Here is an 18,172-nt window from a genome sequence, read left to right as displayed (position 1 = left end):
CACAATGAACCCAAAACAAGAACAAGAACAATCACTCTCAGCCTTACAAAGAGCGCTTATAGCCCTTAAAGATGCACGCTCCAAACTAGAAAAATACGAAACTCAAAGCAAGGAACCCATAGCGATAATTGGCATGAGTTGTCGTTTTCCTGGTGGAGTAGACTCTCCAGAATCCTTCTGGCAACTACTCAATAATGGGGTTGATGCAATCTGTGAGGTTCCCTCTAATCGATGGAAAGTTAATAACTACTATGACCCAGATCCGGATGCTCCAGGCAAGATTTCTACCCGCGACGGTGGTTTTCTCTCTCAAATAGATGGCTTCGATGCCCCATTTTTCGGTATTTCACCCCGAGAAGCTCAAAGTCTAGACCCCCAACAACGCCTCTTGCTAGAAGTGAGTTGGGAAGCCTTGGAAAAGGCAAATCTAGTCCCAGATAATTTGTTTAATAGTCTGACTGGAGTATTTATTGGTATTTGTAGTAACGATTATTCAAATAAGCTGGCGACTAGTTGTGAAATTCCACAGGCTTATTGGGGTACAGGTAATGCTTATAGTGCTGCTGCAGGACGCTTATCATACATATTGGGACTAACAGGCCCTAGTCTAGCAGTAGACACTGCTTGCTCTTCTTCTTTGGTATCCGTGCATCTAGCTTGTCAGAGTTTAAGACAACAAGAATGTAATCTGGCTTTAGCTGGAGGTGTAAATCTACTTCTATCTCCAGAGCTTAGTATTATTTTCTCTCAGGCTAAGATGTTATCTCCTGATGGTCGATGCAAGACCTTTGATACCTCGGCAAATGGCTATGTGCGTGGGGAAGGATGCGGAATGATTGTCTTGAAACGACTCTCTGACGCTGTAGCCAATGGGGATAATATTCTGGCAGTAATTCGTGGAACTGCGCTCAATCAAGACGGAGCCAGTGGTGGCTTGACAGTGCCTAATGGTCCATCTCAAGTAGCGGTTATTCGCAAAGCGTTATCCAATGGAGGAGTAGATCCAGCAAGTGTTAGTTATATTGAAGCTCATGGTACAGGAACTCCCTTGGGAGACCCTATTGAAGTTGGAGCGATCGGGACAGTATTTACTTCCAACCACTCTCAAGAACAACCATTAACCATTGGTTCAGTTAAGACTAACATTGGTCACTTAGAGGGAGCCGCTGGCATTGCAGGTTTGATCAAAGTAGTTCTGCAACTACAATATCAACAGATTGCACCATCACTACATTTCAACCAACCCAATCCTTATATTAATTGGTCGCATTTATCAGTACAAGTTTCGACTAAACTCACCCCTTGGCAAACTAATGGGAAAAGTCGCATCGCTGGAGTAAGTTCCTTTGGCTTTATTGGCACCAATGCTCATGTAGTTATCGAAGAAGCACCAAGAGAAGACAACAGCTTATCGGCAAAAGTAGGGGGGAATGGCGATTCCCCCCTACAAAATTCGTCCGTACAAGAAGATACTCTAGAACGTGCAGTTTATCTATTAACTCTTTCAGCCAAAACTCAAGCAGCTCTTGATGATTTAGTTAATAGTTATCAAAACTATCTCAAAAATCATCCAGAATTAAGAATCGCTGATATTTGTTATACGGCTAACACATGCAGAAGTCACTTCAACAACAGATTAGCAGTTGTCGCCTCGAACCAACAAGAATTAGTTGAAAGACTCCAACAGCACCAACAGGGAGAAGAAGTAACCGGAATCTACTCAATAGAACTGCCAAACAACAGTACAGCACCTAAAATCGCCTTGTTATTCACAGGACAAGGTTCCCAATATGTCAATATGGGTAGGCAGTTGTATCAACAAGCACCTGTATTCCGCAAAGCACTTGAGCAATGTAATGAAATTCTCCTTGGTACAGAAACGTTCCGGGAAAAGTCCTTACTAGAAATTCTCTATCCAGCAAACCAAGAACAGTCTAATTCATCCTTACTAGACCAAACAGCCTATACCCAACCCTGCTTATTTGCCCTAGAATACGCCTTATTTAAACTCTGGCAATCTTGGGGAATCCAACCAGATGTGGTCATGGGTCATAGTGTAGGAGAATATGTAGCAGCAACAGTAGCAGGAGTATTCAGCTTAGAAGAGGGCCTCAAACTAATTGCAGCTCGTGGAAGATTGATGCAACAATTGCCCGCAGGTGGTGAGATGGTTTCGGTTATCGCCTCAGAGTCGAAAGTGCTGGAGATATTTAAGGCTATGTCCCTAGAAGAAAAAGTAGCCATAGCAGCCATCAATGGACCCGAAAGCACAGTCATTTCTGGGGAAGCAGAAGCAGTAGGAGCGATCGCAACTCACCTAGAATCCCTTAGCATCAAAACGAAACAACTACAGGTATCCCATGCCTTCCATTCACGATTGATGGAACCAATGCTGGCAGAGTTTGAAGCAGTAGCCAAACAGGTAACCTATAGTCAGCCTCAAATATCACTAATATCTAATGTTACTGGTCAACAAGTGGGCTCAGAAATTACTTCTGCCGAATATTGGGTGAACCATGTCCGGCAACCAGTGCGCTTTTCCGAGAGCATGACAACTCTGCACCAGGAAGGGTATGAGTTATTTCTAGAAATCGGACCCAAACCAATTTTGTTGGGTATGGGACGTCAATGTCTGCCAGAAGGGGTTGGTGTTTGGTTACCATCCTTGCGCCCTGGAGTAGAAGCATGGCAGCAGATGTTGCAGAGTTTGGGACAGTTATATATGAAAGGGATCAAGGTAAACTGGTCAGGGTTTGACCAAGATTACGCCTGTCATAAGGTAGCAATACCCACCTATCCATTCCAGAGAGAAAGTTATTGGATAGATACTGACAAAAATCAAGGGCAAAAAGCTGTTAATGGTAGCTCAAGTTTAATTGTAGACTTACTTAATCAAAGTGATATAGAAGGGTTGAATCAGGAATTAAGCTTTTCTACAGAATTAACTGCAGACGAACAAAAAATGTTGCCTAAGTTGCTAGGAATCTTAGTCAACCGTCACCAAGATTATCTGGAATTTAAAGGTAATGTAGTTTATGACTATTACAATTCTTTTGCAGAAATTAGTCAAGAAAAATTGAGTAAAGAAAAGCAACAAGAAAATAATTCACTGCAATTCTTAACTTTTGGAATATTACCAGAAAGTATTCCCGGTTTTTCCTGGCTAAAAATGTTGACTAACTCTAATCAAAACCCGACCCATAAAACAGCCTTATTAGAGGCACAGCAAGAGTTGAGAAGGCTATGTTTTTCACAAGTAGACTTCTCATCTACCAAAAAAGTGTTAGATTTTGGTTGTGGATATGGCTCGGATTTAATAACCTTAGCCAAAAATCACCCACACCTACAACTAAACGGTTATACAATTTCTAGTGGACAAGCTAAATTTGCTGCCAACCAAGTTAATGATTATCAACTGCAAGAGCAGATACAAATTTTTAACCGAGACAGTTCAAAAGATGAGTTTCCTGATAATTACAACCTGGCATTTGGATTTGAAGTAGCTCATCATATTAAGGATAAATCGCTGTTATTTTCCAATATAAGCAGGCATCTTCAGGAAGAAGGTCTATTAGTAATGGCAGATTTTATCGCTAATAGTGATGTTGATATTGACCACGAAGAAACATCATCTTACTTTATTACCAAACAACATTGGGTAGAGCAACTCTCACCAAATAAATTGCAATTAATTAGTGCTATAGATATTAGTCATGAAGTATCCAACTATTTGTATGATGCTGAATTTGAAGAAAATCTCAGAGAATTATATGAACAAAATCATGACGATAATGTTAAGTCAGCTTTTCAATCCTATAATCAGTTAGGTAAATTACTGAGCAAAGGATTGGCTAGCTATGTATTACTAACAGCAAAAAAACAAGAAAATTTACCACAAGAGCAAAGTTATCAGTTGAACCGAGAAATGCTAGCTCAACTGTCTTCTTACTCTGAAGTAGCTGTTAAACAATGGGTTTACGAACTGAAGTGGGAAACCAAAAAACATCAACAGTTGCTATCACCCAATAAACCAGGAAATTGGCTCATATTTGCTGATCAGCAAACGCAAGCATTGAAAACGGTCTTAGCAAAACAGAATCAAAATTGTCTCATCGTAACCCCAGGCTCTAGTTACAAGCAGTTAGATGACCAACACTATCAACTAAATCCCACGAATGCACAAGAATTTCAACAACTAATAAAAGAGTTGTTTACTACCCAAGATACCCTAGAAGGAGTAGTTCATCTATGGAATATTAATACCTCAACAGAAGAGTTGGAAGCTGCTCAAGAACTAGGTTGTGCCAGCGTACTATATTTAGTGCAAGCATTGGTGTCAAACTCGCAATCATCAATAGTACCTCTATGGTTAGTTACTCAGGGAACACAAAATGTAGAAGAGAATGAACCGAAACTAGCAGTACAGCAAGCACCAGTGTGGGGGTTGAGTCGGGTAATAGCACTAGAACACCCAGAGCTGAAATGTAGGCGAGTTGATTTAGACCAAACCAGGAACAGCTTAGAAGCCTTAGAAGCATTAGGTAAGGAACTCTTAAATCCTGATGATGAAGACCAAATAGCAATTCGTGGAGGAGTGCGTTATTCCGCTAGATTGGCAAGGCGAACCCAAAAGTCAATTTCAGAGCAAGAGCAACAGATAGCATTCGGAACAGAAGGCAGTTACTTATTGACTGGTGGTTTGGGAGCATTGGGATTGGAAGTAGCCCAATGGATGGTTAAGCAGGGGGCACGACATATAGTATTAAACGGGCGTCGTACTCCCTCAGAAACAGCTCAGGAAACTATCCAGCAATTAGAACAAACAGGAGCTAAAATCTCAGTCATACTAGGAGATGTTTCTAAGGAAGAGGACGTTGCTAGTATCCTGAAGCAGATTGAGGCATCTCAAGCACCATTACGAGGGGTGATTCATGCAGCAGGATTCCTGGATGATGGTGTTTTACAACAGATGAGCTGGGAGCGTTTCAGGAAAGTTATGGCTCCGAAACTACAAGGAGCTTGGTATTTGCATCAGTTGACTCAGAAGCTACCACTAGACTTCTTTGTTTGTTTTTCCTCCATTGCATCCTTACTAGGTTCACCTGGTCAAGGAAACTATGCCGCAGCAAATGCTTTTATGGATACTTTGGCTGACTATCGTCGGAGCATGGGCTTACCGGGATTAAGCATTAATTGGGGAGCTTGGGCTCAAGGAGGGATGGCTTCTCGTCTAGGAAGTCAACATCAAAGTCGGTTGCGTACAACCGGAATGAATCTTATAACTCCAGAGAAGGGATTGCAGGTATTAGGAGAGTTGCTATCACAGCCCGTTAGCCAAGTAGGAGTATTCCCCATAAATTGGTCTCAATTCTTAGGACAGCTGCCAGTAGGACATACAATTTCATTTTTAGAAGCTTTTGCTTCCAGAAAACTACAAAAAGAAACAACTAAGGATGAAAACTTTTTAGAACAACTAGCACTAGCAATTGAAAGTGAACGCAACCAAATTCTGATCGGTTATCTTCAAGTTAAAGTCGGTAAATTGCTGGGATTTGATAAATCCAAACTGCCCAATCCAGAGTTGGGATTCTTTGACATGGGCATGGATTCCTTGCTAACAGTTGAGTTAAGAAATCTCTTGAGTTCTAATTTGGGTTGCTCGATTAGTGCAGCTGAGTTGTTTGGGACTTCTAATATCCAAAACTTAGCGGAACATTTAATCAAAGAAATTTTGCCAGAGGGGCAAGAGGAAGAAGAAGTTGATCTTGATGACAGTCAAAATACACAAAACCTAGATTCTGCCCAGATAGAAACTCAAGGAAAAGTTGATCATGCGATTGCTGCTGAGTTACAAGAAATCAAGAATTTACTGAAGGAGGGTAACTGACAATGAGCAATGTTTCTAAAACAACCCAACAAGATGTATCCTCTCAAGAGGTGCTTCAAGTATTACAAGAAATGCGGAGTAGGCTTGAAGCAGTCAACAAAGCAAAAACTGAACCAATCGCTATTGTGGGCATGGCCTGTCGGTTTCCTGGTGGAGCTAATGACCCATCTACATATTGGCGCTTATTACATGATGGAATAGATGCTATTACACCAGTACCACCTCACCGTTGGGATGTTAATGCTCATTACGAGCCTAACCCAGAAATTCCAGGAAAAGCCTACACCAAACAGGGTGGATTTATTGAGCAAGTTGACCAGTTCGACCCTTTGTTTTTTGGTATTTCTCCTCGGGAGGCAATTAGTTTAGATCCTCAGTACAGACTACTTTTAGAAGTTACCTGGGAAGCTCTGGAAAATGCTGGGCAAACATGGACTAACCTTAAGAATAGTAAAACAAGTGTATTCATGGGCGTCTCCACGGATGACTATGCGAGTCTGAGTAATCCTATTCTTATTAATAATCGAAGTCTTGGTGTAGGTCGTATTTCTCATTTACTTGGTTTACAAGGGTCTAATATACAGTTAGATACAGCTTGTTCAAGTTCTTTAGTTGCGATCCATCTAGCTTGTCAAAGTTTGCGATCAGGAGAATCTAATTTAGCATTAGTAGGTGGAGTGAATTTAATCTTATCACCAATCAGTACTATTGGCCGCTGTACAATGAAAGCACTATCCCCTGATGGTCGCTGCAAGACTTTTGATGCTGCGGCTAACGGTTATGGTCAGGCAGAAGGATGTGGTGTTGTCGTTTTGAAGCGTTTGTCCGATGCAATTACTGATGGTGATTTAATTTCAGCACTTATCCGAGGTTCTGCAATCAATCACGATGGACCTAGTAGCGGTCTTACAGTTCCTAATGGAATGGCCCAGAAACAAGTGATTCAACAAGCCTTGAGCAATGCTAGGTTAGAACCCCATCAGGTGAGCTATTTGGAAGCTCATGGGACAGGAACTGCTTTAGGAGACCCCATCGAAATAGAAGCTTTGGCCGCAATATATGGCAAAAATCGTCCAGTGGATCAGCCTTTAGTAGTTGGTTCCGTGAAGACTAATATTGGACACTTAGAGGCAGCCGCAGGTGTATCAGCTTTAATTAAGGTCGTTTTAGCACTTCAGCATCAAGAAATTCCACCTCATTTACACTTAAAGCAGCCTAATCCCTATGTAGATTGGGATAAATTACCAATTAAAATACCAACTTCATTAATGCCTTGGAATTGTGAAGCCAAACCGAGAATAGCAGGGATTAGTTCTTTTGGTATAAGTGGCACTAATGCTCATTTACTCTTGGAAGAGGTTCCTGAGCTAATCAAGGGTCAAAAGGCAAAAGGAAAAAGTGAAAATGACTTAGAACGTCCCCTCCATATACTAACCCTGTCAACCAAGACAGAAAAAGCGCTCGAAGAGTTAGTCAGTCGTTATCAAAACCATTGGGAAACTTATCCAGAATTGGCTATCTCAGATGTCTGTTACACAGCTAACACAGGACGTGCCCAGTTTAACCATCGCCTAGCCGTTATTGCCTCTGGCTCAGAGGAATTAACACAAAAACTTCGGCAACACACAGCAGGGGAAGAAGTAGTTGGAGTTTTTTCTGGCAAAGTACCCAATAGTGGCAGTGAGAGCAAAGTAGCTTTCTTATTTACAGGTCAGGGTTCCCAGTATTTGAATATGGGAAGGCAATTGTATGAAACTCAACCTACTTTTCGTCAAGCTTTAGATACATGTGACCATATCCTGCGTCCTTACCTGGACAATCCACTCCTAGAAATTCTATACCCTCAAGATGCACAAAAGTCAAATGATTCTCCACTAGATCAAACTGGTTACACCCAACCAGCTCTGTTCTCTATTGAATACGCTTTGCTGAAGTTATGGGAATCTTGGGGTATTAAGCCAAATGTCGTGATGGGTCACAGTGTGGGAGAATATGTAGCAGCAACAGTAGCAGGAGTATTTAGTTTAGAAGATGGCTTGAAACTAATTGCCGCTAGAGGAAGGTTAATGCAAGGATTACCTGCTGGTGGAGAGATGGTTTCAGTTATGGCTTCAGAGTCCAAGGTTCTAGAGACTCTGAAGGCAATGTCCCTAGAAGACAAAGTAGCAATAGCAGCCATCAATGGACCCGAAAGCATAGTCATTTCCGGTGAAGCTGAAGCCATTAGAGCGATGGCAACTCACCTCGAATCAGTAGGCATCAAAACCAAACAGCTACAAGTATCCCATGCTTTCCATTCACCCTTGATGGAACCCATGTTGGCAGAGTTTGAAGCTGTAGCCAATCAAATCACCTACCATCAACCCAGGATTCCCATCATATCTAACGTCACAGGCACAAAAGCAGACAAGAGCATAGCCACAGCCCAATATTGGGTCAATCATGTGCGCCAACCGGTAAGGTTTGCCCAAGGTATGGCAACCTTGCACCAACAAGGCTATGAAACTTTCCTAGAAATTGGAGCCAAACCAATATTATTAGGTATGGGCAAGCAATGTCTATCGCCAGACGTTGGTGTGTGGCTGCCATCTTTGCGTCATGGAGTGGATGAATGGCAACAGATTCTTTCAAGTTTAGGACAGTTATATGTACAGGGAGCCAAAGTAGATTGGTCAGGATTTGATCGAGATTATAGCCGTGAGAAAGTAGTATTGCCAACTTACCCATTCCAACGAGAACGGTATTGGGTAGAAACTAGTATAAATCAACAACAAGTTGTATGCTCTGGGGAGCCAAACCTCCAAGGTACTCCTGAAGGTACGAGTACTACTATCGTTAAATTACTCAGCCAAGGAAATACTAAAGAGTTAGCAGAAAAAGTCGAAAAAACTAGTGATTTACCACCGGAACAGTTGAAATTATTACCGGATTTATTAGCCTCATTATCTCAACAACATCAACAAGAATTAGCCAGATTAACTACCAAAAAATGGTTTTATAAAGTCCAGTGGATATCTCAAGCTATAAAACCCCAACGAAACAAATCAAATAATCAAGTCTGTCATTGGTTGATTTTGACAGATTCAAAAGGATTGGGCAAATCTTTGGCCACTCATTTGCAACAGCTGGGAAATGAATGCAGTGTAGTTTATCAAGCTGATAATTATCAAAATTATGAACCAGGGATTTATCACATTAATCCATCTCATCCCCAGGAATTTGAACAAGTATATCAAACAATATTCGAAAACGGTAAATTACCCTTACAAAAGGTAATTCATCTGTGGAGTTTGGATACTGCTTCTGAACAAGATTTAACCACCGAAACCTTAGAACAAGCGCAACTATGGGGATGTGGCAGTACACTGCACTTATTACAAACTTTAGTCAAAAACCCCAACTCAACACCACCAAAACTCTGGATGATCACCAGAGGGACTCAACCTGTATTGTCACCAACAGAGAAACTAACAGTGGCAACATCACCATTGTGGGGATTAGGTAGAACGATCGCTTCTGAACATCCGCAGCTTTGGGGAGGTTTGGTAGATCTCGATCCACAGGGTTCCGAAGATGAGGTGGAAGTACTATTACAACAGATAATAGATAGTCAAAAAGAAGACCATCTAGCGGTGCGCAATCGCAAAATATACGTTGCTCGTTTACTCAAGCACATTCCCCAAGAATCTCAACCCCTGTCACTGCGATCTGATGCCACATACCTAATTACTGGAGGATTAGGAGCCCTGGGGTTGAAGACAGCAGCATGGATGGCAGAAAAAGGAGCTAGAAATTTAGTTTTAATCAGTCGTCGTCAACCCTCTGAGCAAGCACAACAAACGATTCAAAGTTTGGAAGAATTAGGCACTCAAGTAAAAGTTCTTTCAGCAGATATATCAGTTGAATCCGATGTCGCCAATATCCTAGAGCAAATTCAAACATCTCTACCCCCACTACTAGGTGTAATTCATGCAGCAGGCGTTTTGGATGATGGCCTACTGCAACAAACCAATTGGGAGCGCTTTACGAAAGTGATGGCCCCCAAAGTCAACGGGACTTGGAATCTACATAAATTAACCCAGCATTTATCCCTAGATTTCTTTGTTTGCTTCTCATCTATGAGTTCCTTATTAGGTTCACCCGGTCAAGGAAACTATGCTGCAGCTAATGCTTTTATGGATGCTGTAGTTCATTATCGTAGGGAGATGGGATTACCAGGATTAAGTATTAACTGGGGAGGCTGGTCTGAAGGTGGTATGGCGACTCGTCTTGCAAGTCAGCATCAAAATCGAATGCAAACGGCAGGGATAAGTTTGATTTCTCCAGAGCAAGGAATACAAGTATTAGAGGAACTTGTACGCACTCAGTCTACAGCACAGGTGGGAGTATTGCCTGTAGATTGGTCGGTATTGGCAAAACAATTTAGTTCGGCAAATCCAAGTTCTTTACTATTAGAACTCTTGCAACAGGAGACAAGCTCAGAAAAGACAGACGAACGCATTTTAGAAAAATTGCAAGCTGCACCAATAACTGAACGTCAAGATATTTTGAAAAATTATATTCAATTGGTAGTAGCAAAAACTCTCGGAATCAATCCATCAAAAATTTCCACTGATGACAATTTTGTAGAGTTGGGTATGGATTCCCTAATGGGAATGGAAGTTGTCAATAAACTTAGTGGCGACCTAGATTTTATTATCTATCCCAGAGAGTTTTACGAACGACCAACAATCGACTCCCTGACTCAATATTTGAGTGCTGAGTTGAGTGAAGATAATCTTGCTACTCAACCATCTCCAACAAGCTTAGAAATCTTTGCAACCAAAAGTTCACCTAGTGGAAACTCTGCACGTCCAGCCTCCGTCTCTTCACGTCTTCCTGGTATTATTTTTATCCTTTCGAGTCCCCGCTCAGGTTCAACTTTACTCAGAGTCATGCTAGCGGGTCATTCTTCCCTGTTTTCACCACCGGAGTTGCATCTGTTACCCTTTAACACCATGAAGGAGCGACAGGAGCAACTAAACCTTTCTTACTTGGGGGAAGGGCTACAAAAAACTTTCATGGAAGTAAAAAACCTGGATGCAACAGCTAGTCAGGCTCTAATTAAAGACCTCGAGTCACAGAACTTATCAATTCAGCAGGTATATGGGATGCTCCAGGAGAACATAGCACCTCGTCTACTCGTAGACAAGTCTCCTACTTATGCTATGGAGCCCACTATCCTAGAACGAGGGGAAGCACTCTTTGCTAACTCCAAATACATTTATCTAGTTCGTCATCCCTACTCAGTCATAGAATCATTTGTGCGGATGCGGATGCAAAAACTTGTCGGGTTAGGTGAGGAAAATCCTTACCGGGTAGCGGAGCAGGTGTGGGCTAAGAGTAACCAGAACATTCTAAATTTCCTGAGCCAGTTGGAGCCAGAGCGTCAGCATCAGATTCGCTATGAAGACTTGGTGAAAAAACCTCAACAAGTGCTATCCCAACTATGCGACTTTCTCAATGTTCCCTTCGAGCCAGAACTTTTGCAACCTTATCAGGGCGATCGCATGACAGGGGGTGTTCATCAAAAGTCATTGTCAATCAGTGACCCTAACTTCCTCAAACACAATACTATTGATGAGAGCTTGGCAGACAAATGGAAAACGATTCAATTACCTTATCCGTTGAAGTCAGAAACTCAACGGATAGCCAGCCAACTTAGTTATGAGTTGCCAAACCTAGTTACAACTCCGACAAATCAACAGCCTCAAGTCTCTACAACTCCCTCAACAGAGCAGCCTATTATGGAGGAAAAATTCCTGGAGTTCGGAGGAAATCAGATCTGTCTGTGTAGTTGGGGTTCCCCGGAGCATCCTGTAGTTCTGTGTATTCATGGAATTTTGGAACAAGGATTAGCTTGGCAAGAAGTCGCACTTCCTCTAGCAGCACAAGGTTATCGGGTAGTGGCTCCTGACTTATTTGGTCACGGGCGCTCTTCTCATTTGGAAATGGTGACTTCTTATAGTTCACTGACATTTTTAGCTCAGATAGACCGGGTAATTCAGGAATTACCAGACCAACCTTTGTTGTTAGTAGGTCATTCCATGGGTGCCATGCTGGCAACTGCGATCGCTAGCGTGCGACCAAAGAAAATCAAAGAGTTGATTTTGGTAGAACTTCCGCTACCTGCTGAGGAAAGCAAGAAAGAATCCGCAGTTAATCAGCTAACGACTTGTTTAGACTATCTCAGTTCTACTCCTCAACATCCCATCTTTCCTGATGTGGCAACTGCTGCAAGTAGGTTGCGTCAAGCGATACCTAGTCTGTCAGAAGAATTTTCTTATATCTTAGCTCAGCGAATTACACAACCAAATCAAGGTGGAGTTCGCTGGAGTTGGGATGCAATTATTCGTACTCGTTCTATTCTGGGTTTAAACAATTTACCTGGTGGTCGATATCAATATTTGGAGATGCTCAAATCTATCCAAGTTCCGACTACGTTAGTTTATGGAGATAGTAGCAAACTAAATCGACCAGAAGATTTGCAACAACAGAAAATGACTATGACTCAAGCTAAACGAGTTTTTCTGTCAGGAGGGCATAATCTTCATATTGATGCTGCTGCTGCTTTAGCATCACTTATCTTAACATCCTGAGGGGGTGACATGAGCCCCAAAAAGCTTACTATATAAGGTTTTGATGCCAATGGGCTCATGGAAGATACAGTCCCAAATTGACCCTACGAATGATTTTATGGCAAGCTCAAACCCTTATAAATACGTCCAAAGTCAGCCCAAAACAGAATGTATCTTTTGGAAAATTATGGGCTGAAATGATTACTCAGTAAGGATTTCAGCTTGCATGTCACCCCCCCAGCTTAACATCACAATAAGCAGGTGCACAAAATTAATTACCCATTTTCAAAAAATCAAAGCCTTACACTGTAAGGGTTACAGAGATTGGTAGTAGTAAATTAATTTTGTTTAGGTGCTTAAAACCTGTTACAGTAGGCTGGATGTGGATTTCGACAAGATTCAGGTACAATACTAAGGTATAGAGGTTATTTGATAATGGAAACTAAAGAAAAATTTTTATTCTTCCAACTCTGGTGGGAAATTCCACTAGCATTGTTATCTTTGATATTTTATAAAGCTGTTAAGGGACTTATACCCATTCTTTTTCAAAAGAAAACCAAAACCAAGAAAAAAATAGCAGACTTAACCAAAAAAGAAGTTTATAAATGGCGATTTGTTTCTGAAGAACTGCTAAAACAGCCTCTGGTACTATCCTATATTTTAACTACTGGTCCTCGATGGAATGTCCACGCCATTATTGCCACTACAGAACCGGTTCCAGTCAAAGAATCATTAAAAATTGATATCAGTTCTTGTGTGGCTTCAGCTCAGTCATGGAGTATAGGTATCTATAGTTTTCCTGAAGGCAAACCTGTCAAATACATAGCATCTCATGAGCCAAAATTTCATAAACAATGGCAAGAAATCAAACTGGAACCGGGAAAATATAATTTAGCTTTAAGATATTATAATTGGTACGATCAAGTCAGTTTACCTGCTGTTATTATGGATAATAATCAAATTATCAATACTGAATCAGTTAATAGTAGTCAGATTAACAATTACTTCAATTATTTGCCCAAATTAATAGGACAAGATAATATTTTTTATCGATTTCTTAATTACTATATATTCACTATTCTAGTATGCCAGAAATGGCTACCTAAAGAATGGGTTAGAAAAGAATTTTTACCTGTGGGAGACCCCAATAATGAGTTTGTCTATGGAGTTATTTATAAAGGTTACTATTTGGCTCTGACATTAAATCCATTATTACTCACTAATTATGATGTTTATTTAACCACATACAATCGTTCTAGTCTACCAATTAATTTTTGTCAAATTAATACTGACAAATACACAACTTCTGTGATAGAAACCGACGGTTTTTATTTAGTGCGATTGCGTCCTAAGTCAGATTTAGACAATAATTTATTTCAGCTAAATTGGATTAGTACAGAGCTTGTATCAGAAGTTTCCTGTAACCGTTCAGGGGGCGAAGTCTGATACTCTAGAAGGGGAGCAGGTCAAAGTTGTAGACCATATTAACTATAGCAATCCGATCTGATTCGTGAAATATAGTGGCCGAAGCGTTCCCGTAGCGTCGGCTACGCCGAATCGCGATAGCCTCGACTGCACCGAATCGCTATAACCCTTCCCCAGCAAAAAATTGATATTTTGCTGATGGAAAAAATGATTGAGGATTGCTATAGGTACTATCACAGCAAGCTAAAACCCATGAGGGGGCTTTAGTTTTAGTCCAAATTTTATGCATAAGTGACATGCTCCTAACCTGGGGTCTTTTAATAGGGGGAGATATCATGAAAATGCTCCTATAAAGAATTAGAAAAGAGTAGTAAATTTTAGCTATTCATGATACAACAAAATTGAATTATATAGCGTTTTTCGCAGTTATGATGTACAGTATGTCACGAAACACAAAATTGAACATCGAATGCAGCGATCGCATAACTATACCCAGCAGCCAAAGGAAGAAGACTACAGCGAAATTATTGATGTGCGCTCCCCGAGTGAGTTTGCTGAGGATCATATGCCAGGTGCGATTAATCTACCTGTGCTCGATGATCAGCAAAGGGCTAAGGTGGGGACTATCTATAAACAAGTGTCTTCCTTTGAAGCTCGCAAAATTGGTGCCTCTCTAGTTGCTGGGAATATCTCTCGACATCTGGAAAGTCACTTTGCTGCTAAGGATAAAAATTACCATCCCTTAGTCTATTGTTGGCGGGGTGGAAAGCGTTCCCAGAGTTTGGCAGCAGTGTTAGTTCAAATTGGCTGGCAAGTTACAGTTCTCGACGGGGGATACAAAACCTATCGAGCTTATGTAAGGGAACAATTAGAACAGTTGCCACAACAGTTTACTTACCGAGTATTGTGTGGACTAACCGGTAGTGGGAAAACCCTGATCTTGCGGCAACTTGCTAAGGAAGGTGTTCAGGTACTGGATTTGGAAGAGTTAGCCAATCATCGAGGTTCCCTGCTGGGTCAAGAGTGGGAAGGTGAACCATTATCTCAACCATCCCAAAAATGGTTTGAATCCCTGCTATTGGAAAAATTGCAACACTTTGATGTCGATAAGCCAGTATGGGTGGAAGCAGAAAGCAATAAGATTGGACAAATTTATTTGCCTCATGCAGTATGGCAAAATATGAAAGATGCTAGTTGTGTAGAAGTTGAGTTACCCCTGGCACGTCGAATTGAATGGTTGTTGCAAGAGTATCCTCACTTGGGTACTAACCCTGAGTTTTGCAAAGGTAAGCTAGAGTGTCTAAGGTCTCGCTATGGCTGCAAAAAAATTAATCAGTGGTATGAAATGATTGATGAGGATCAAGGTCATGCTTTGGTAGGAGATTTGCTTGAAACTCATTATGATCCAGCTTACCGCCGCTCGATTAGTAAGTGTTATGGAAATTTAGTATCGACGTTACCGATTGTGGATTTATCAGAGCATAGTGTTCATACTTTGGTCAATAGTTTGGTGTCTTTGACGGAATTATCCTAAGTTAAAACGCATTAAAAATGCGTTTTAGCAAGGCAAAAGGCAAAAGGCAAAAGGCAAAAGGCAAAAGGCAAAAGGCAAAAGGCAAAAGGCAAAATGGTACTGGGATATATCTTTTTTACTTGATTTAAATAATATACACTTTAAATGCCAAAAAAATTAAGGATAGTTAATCAGCAATTATAGATTTTATGTACGAGTAATTATAAAAATATAATGATAAATTACTGATAACAAATAATGAGATACTGTCCGGTTGTTTCGCTTAGGTTCATAGTTTATTTTTTTACCAATTACCGTAAATTATAGCACTACTCATTAAAGTTAGGACATTGATAAAAGCTCATTTGCTAATGCACGTAAACTTTTGCCTCTTGCCTCTTGCCTCTTGCCTTACACGTAGCGCTATATTGCACAATTGGGCAACGCTAAATTATTAGTCATGCAACGCTTCTGCCCGTTCCCAGTCCTCTGGCACCCCATAGCTTTGATACCTTTGGCAGCGTTTGACATAGAGCATGGCTGCTTTATCCTGGGGATTGCTTTGTAAAACTGACTGAAATATCTGTTCAGCTTGGGCAAAGGCTTGCCGATGGTAGAGAAAAGCAGCTTGTTCAAAGTTACTCTTAGTTGTTCTCTTTAACTCCTTCAGTTGCGGCTGATCTTGATCAAATAGCTCAAATACTGCCACCGGTTTATTTTTTCCCTTAACTTTGACTCGATCCAGAAACCTATAACTGTACTTTTGAAACTGATTCAGGTTATAGAGGGTTTGTTGGCTAATCATAATCCCTGCACCATAAAGTTTGGTTAATCCTTCCAAGCGGGAAGCAAGATTCACTGCATCAGAAATAACCGTACTTTCCATCCGCTTTTGTTCACCGATGGTTCCTAGCATTAAGCTACCTGTATGTAAACCAATACCGATAGTAATCGGAACATAACCACTTTGGCACCGATGCTGATTGTAGAGCGCAACTGTTTGTTGCATCTCAAGTGCACCTTGAACCCCATCATCCGCTGACTCAGGAAAAAGTGCCATAACTCCATCTCCAATGTACTTATCAATAAAGCCATTGTGAGCGCGGATTGCTGGACTAACTCGACTCAGATAGCTATTAATAAAATTAAAATTTTCTTGAGGAGATAACTGTTCTGATAGGCTGGTAAAAGAGCGAATATCAGCAAAAAGAACAGTCATTTCTTTTTGAACATGATCCCCTAATTTAACATCAACAATACTGTCATATCCCAGGAAGCGCAAAAAATCATGGGGGACAAACTTACCATAAGCAGAGGTAATTTTAGAAAGCCGTAGATGACTTTTAATTCGGGCTAACAATTCATGCTTAGAACAAGGCTTAGTCAGATAATCATTTACCCCAAAAGTAAACCCTTCTACCAAATCGGAAACTTGATTGTTGGCGGTTAACATGATCACCGGAAGTTCACTGGGCAAAAACTTCTGGCGAATTTTTGCACAAACTTCATAGCCCGTCATGCGGGGCATCATCACATCCAGTAATATCAAGTCAGGCTGGAAGCCAGTTGAGAGCATTTCTAAAGCTTCTAAACCATTAGTGGCTGTAGCGATCGCATAGTTTTCCATGGAAAGATAATTGCTAATAACCTGGCGGTTGACTGGTTCATCGTCCACAATCAAAATTTTGATATATCCACTATCTGCTGCTAAGGCTCCAGTAAAGTTCGGGGTTTCATTCGTGAAGTCGGGGACTGGAGCGATTGATTCAATTGGGAAGAGTGCTGAGGTCTGCTGAACCTGCCTCTGAGACACTGGCAAAGTAAATGTAAACTGGGAAGCAGACTTATTTTGCGATCGCCTAGGGGAGCCTCCCAGACGGCATTGTGCTTCTCCCACCCTAAGCGATCGCACATGAATTTTGCCACCGTGTAACTCGACTAACTGTCTAGTAACCGCTAATCCCAAACCCCTCCCGCCGTATTCTTTAGTCCTGGAGCAATCTACTGATTCAAAGGAGTCAAAAATCCGATTTAATTTATCTGCTGGAATACCAATTCCTGTATCTGAGACAGTAATGACTAACATTGGTAACTCATCATTGCTAACAGGTAACTGCTCAGCTGATACTTCCACCCTACCAGATTCAGTGAACTTAATAGCATTTTCGATTAAGTTATAAAGAATTTGTTGCAGCCGATTTTCGTCAGCATCTACCAAGGGTAGATCAGCAGCAATTGAGTTAATTAACTGCAAAGGTTTTTTGCCAATTAAAGACTGGGAATGTCCAAGGACGAGATTGGCTATTTCTCGCAGGCTGACTGGCTTAATTTGAAGTTCAAGATGTTTGTGTTTTAGCTTCGAAAAATCCAGGAGATCGTTGACTAAATTCCCTAGTCTTTTTCCACTAGATGCAATGATAGCAAGATTAGCGTTTGCTTTGGAGGGCAATTGTCCTGCAACACCATCCATCAGGGATTCAGCAATGCTGATAATGCCATTGAGGGGGGTGCGGAGTTCTTGGGAGGTATTGGCTAAAAATTCGTTTTTCAGTTGATCGAGGTGCTGCAATTCAGTATTCTTGGCTTCTAGGGTGGCAAACGACTCTTGCAATTGTCTTGCCATGTTATTAAATGCCTTAACCAAAACCCCAAGTTCATCGGAGCGCTCCTGATTGACAATTTGGTCAAATTGTCCCTTCTCTAGAGCAATGGCTGCATCCTTCAGTTGGA

At 41.2% G+C, this 18,172-nt stretch carries 5 protein-coding genes; 4 read left to right on the top strand and 1 reads right to left on the bottom strand.

Going from position 1 to position 18,172, the window contains the following annotated elements; translation table 11 throughout:
• Positions 1-4: 4 nt before the first annotated feature.
• The 4 genes from F6K38_RS00025 (at position 5) to mnmH (ending at position 15,463) form a co-directional block, all read left to right on the top strand.
• On the top strand, positions 5-5,887 hold the full coding sequence (locus tag F6K38_RS00025; protein WP_287355873.1) for a type I polyketide synthase: 5,883 nt from the start codon (positions 5-7) through the stop codon (positions 5,885-5,887).
• A gap of 2 nt (positions 5,888-5,889) precedes the next feature.
• Positions 5,890-12,525, top strand: a complete 6,636-nt coding sequence (locus F6K38_RS00020; protein ID WP_287355871.1) for a type I polyketide synthase — start codon at positions 5,890-5,892, stop codon at positions 12,523-12,525.
• A gap of 414 nt (positions 12,526-12,939) precedes the next feature.
• Positions 12,940-13,950, top strand: a complete 1,011-nt coding sequence (locus F6K38_RS00015; protein WP_008191782.1) for a DUF6208 family protein — start codon at positions 12,940-12,942, stop codon at positions 13,948-13,950.
• 448 nt (positions 13,951-14,398) lie between these two features.
• On the top strand, positions 14,399-15,463 hold the full coding sequence (mnmH, locus tag F6K38_RS00010) for a tRNA 2-selenouridine(34) synthase MnmH (RefSeq protein WP_287293295.1): 1,065 nt from the start codon (positions 14,399-14,401) through the stop codon (positions 15,461-15,463).
• Between the two features lie 433 nt (positions 15,464-15,896).
• Here the strand turns inward: mnmH and F6K38_RS00005 are convergent.
• A partial coding sequence (locus F6K38_RS00005) for a response regulator (RefSeq protein ID WP_287355869.1) occupies positions 15,897-18,172 on the bottom strand: 2,276 nt, incomplete at its 5' end.

Origin of the sequence: Moorena sp. SIO3B2, from assembly GCF_010692525.1 — a bacterium.
GTDB classification, from domain to species: Bacteria; Cyanobacteriota; Cyanobacteriia; order Cyanobacteriales; family Coleofasciculaceae; genus Moorena; species Moorena producens.
This window is presented reverse-complemented; position numbering and strand designations above follow the sequence as displayed.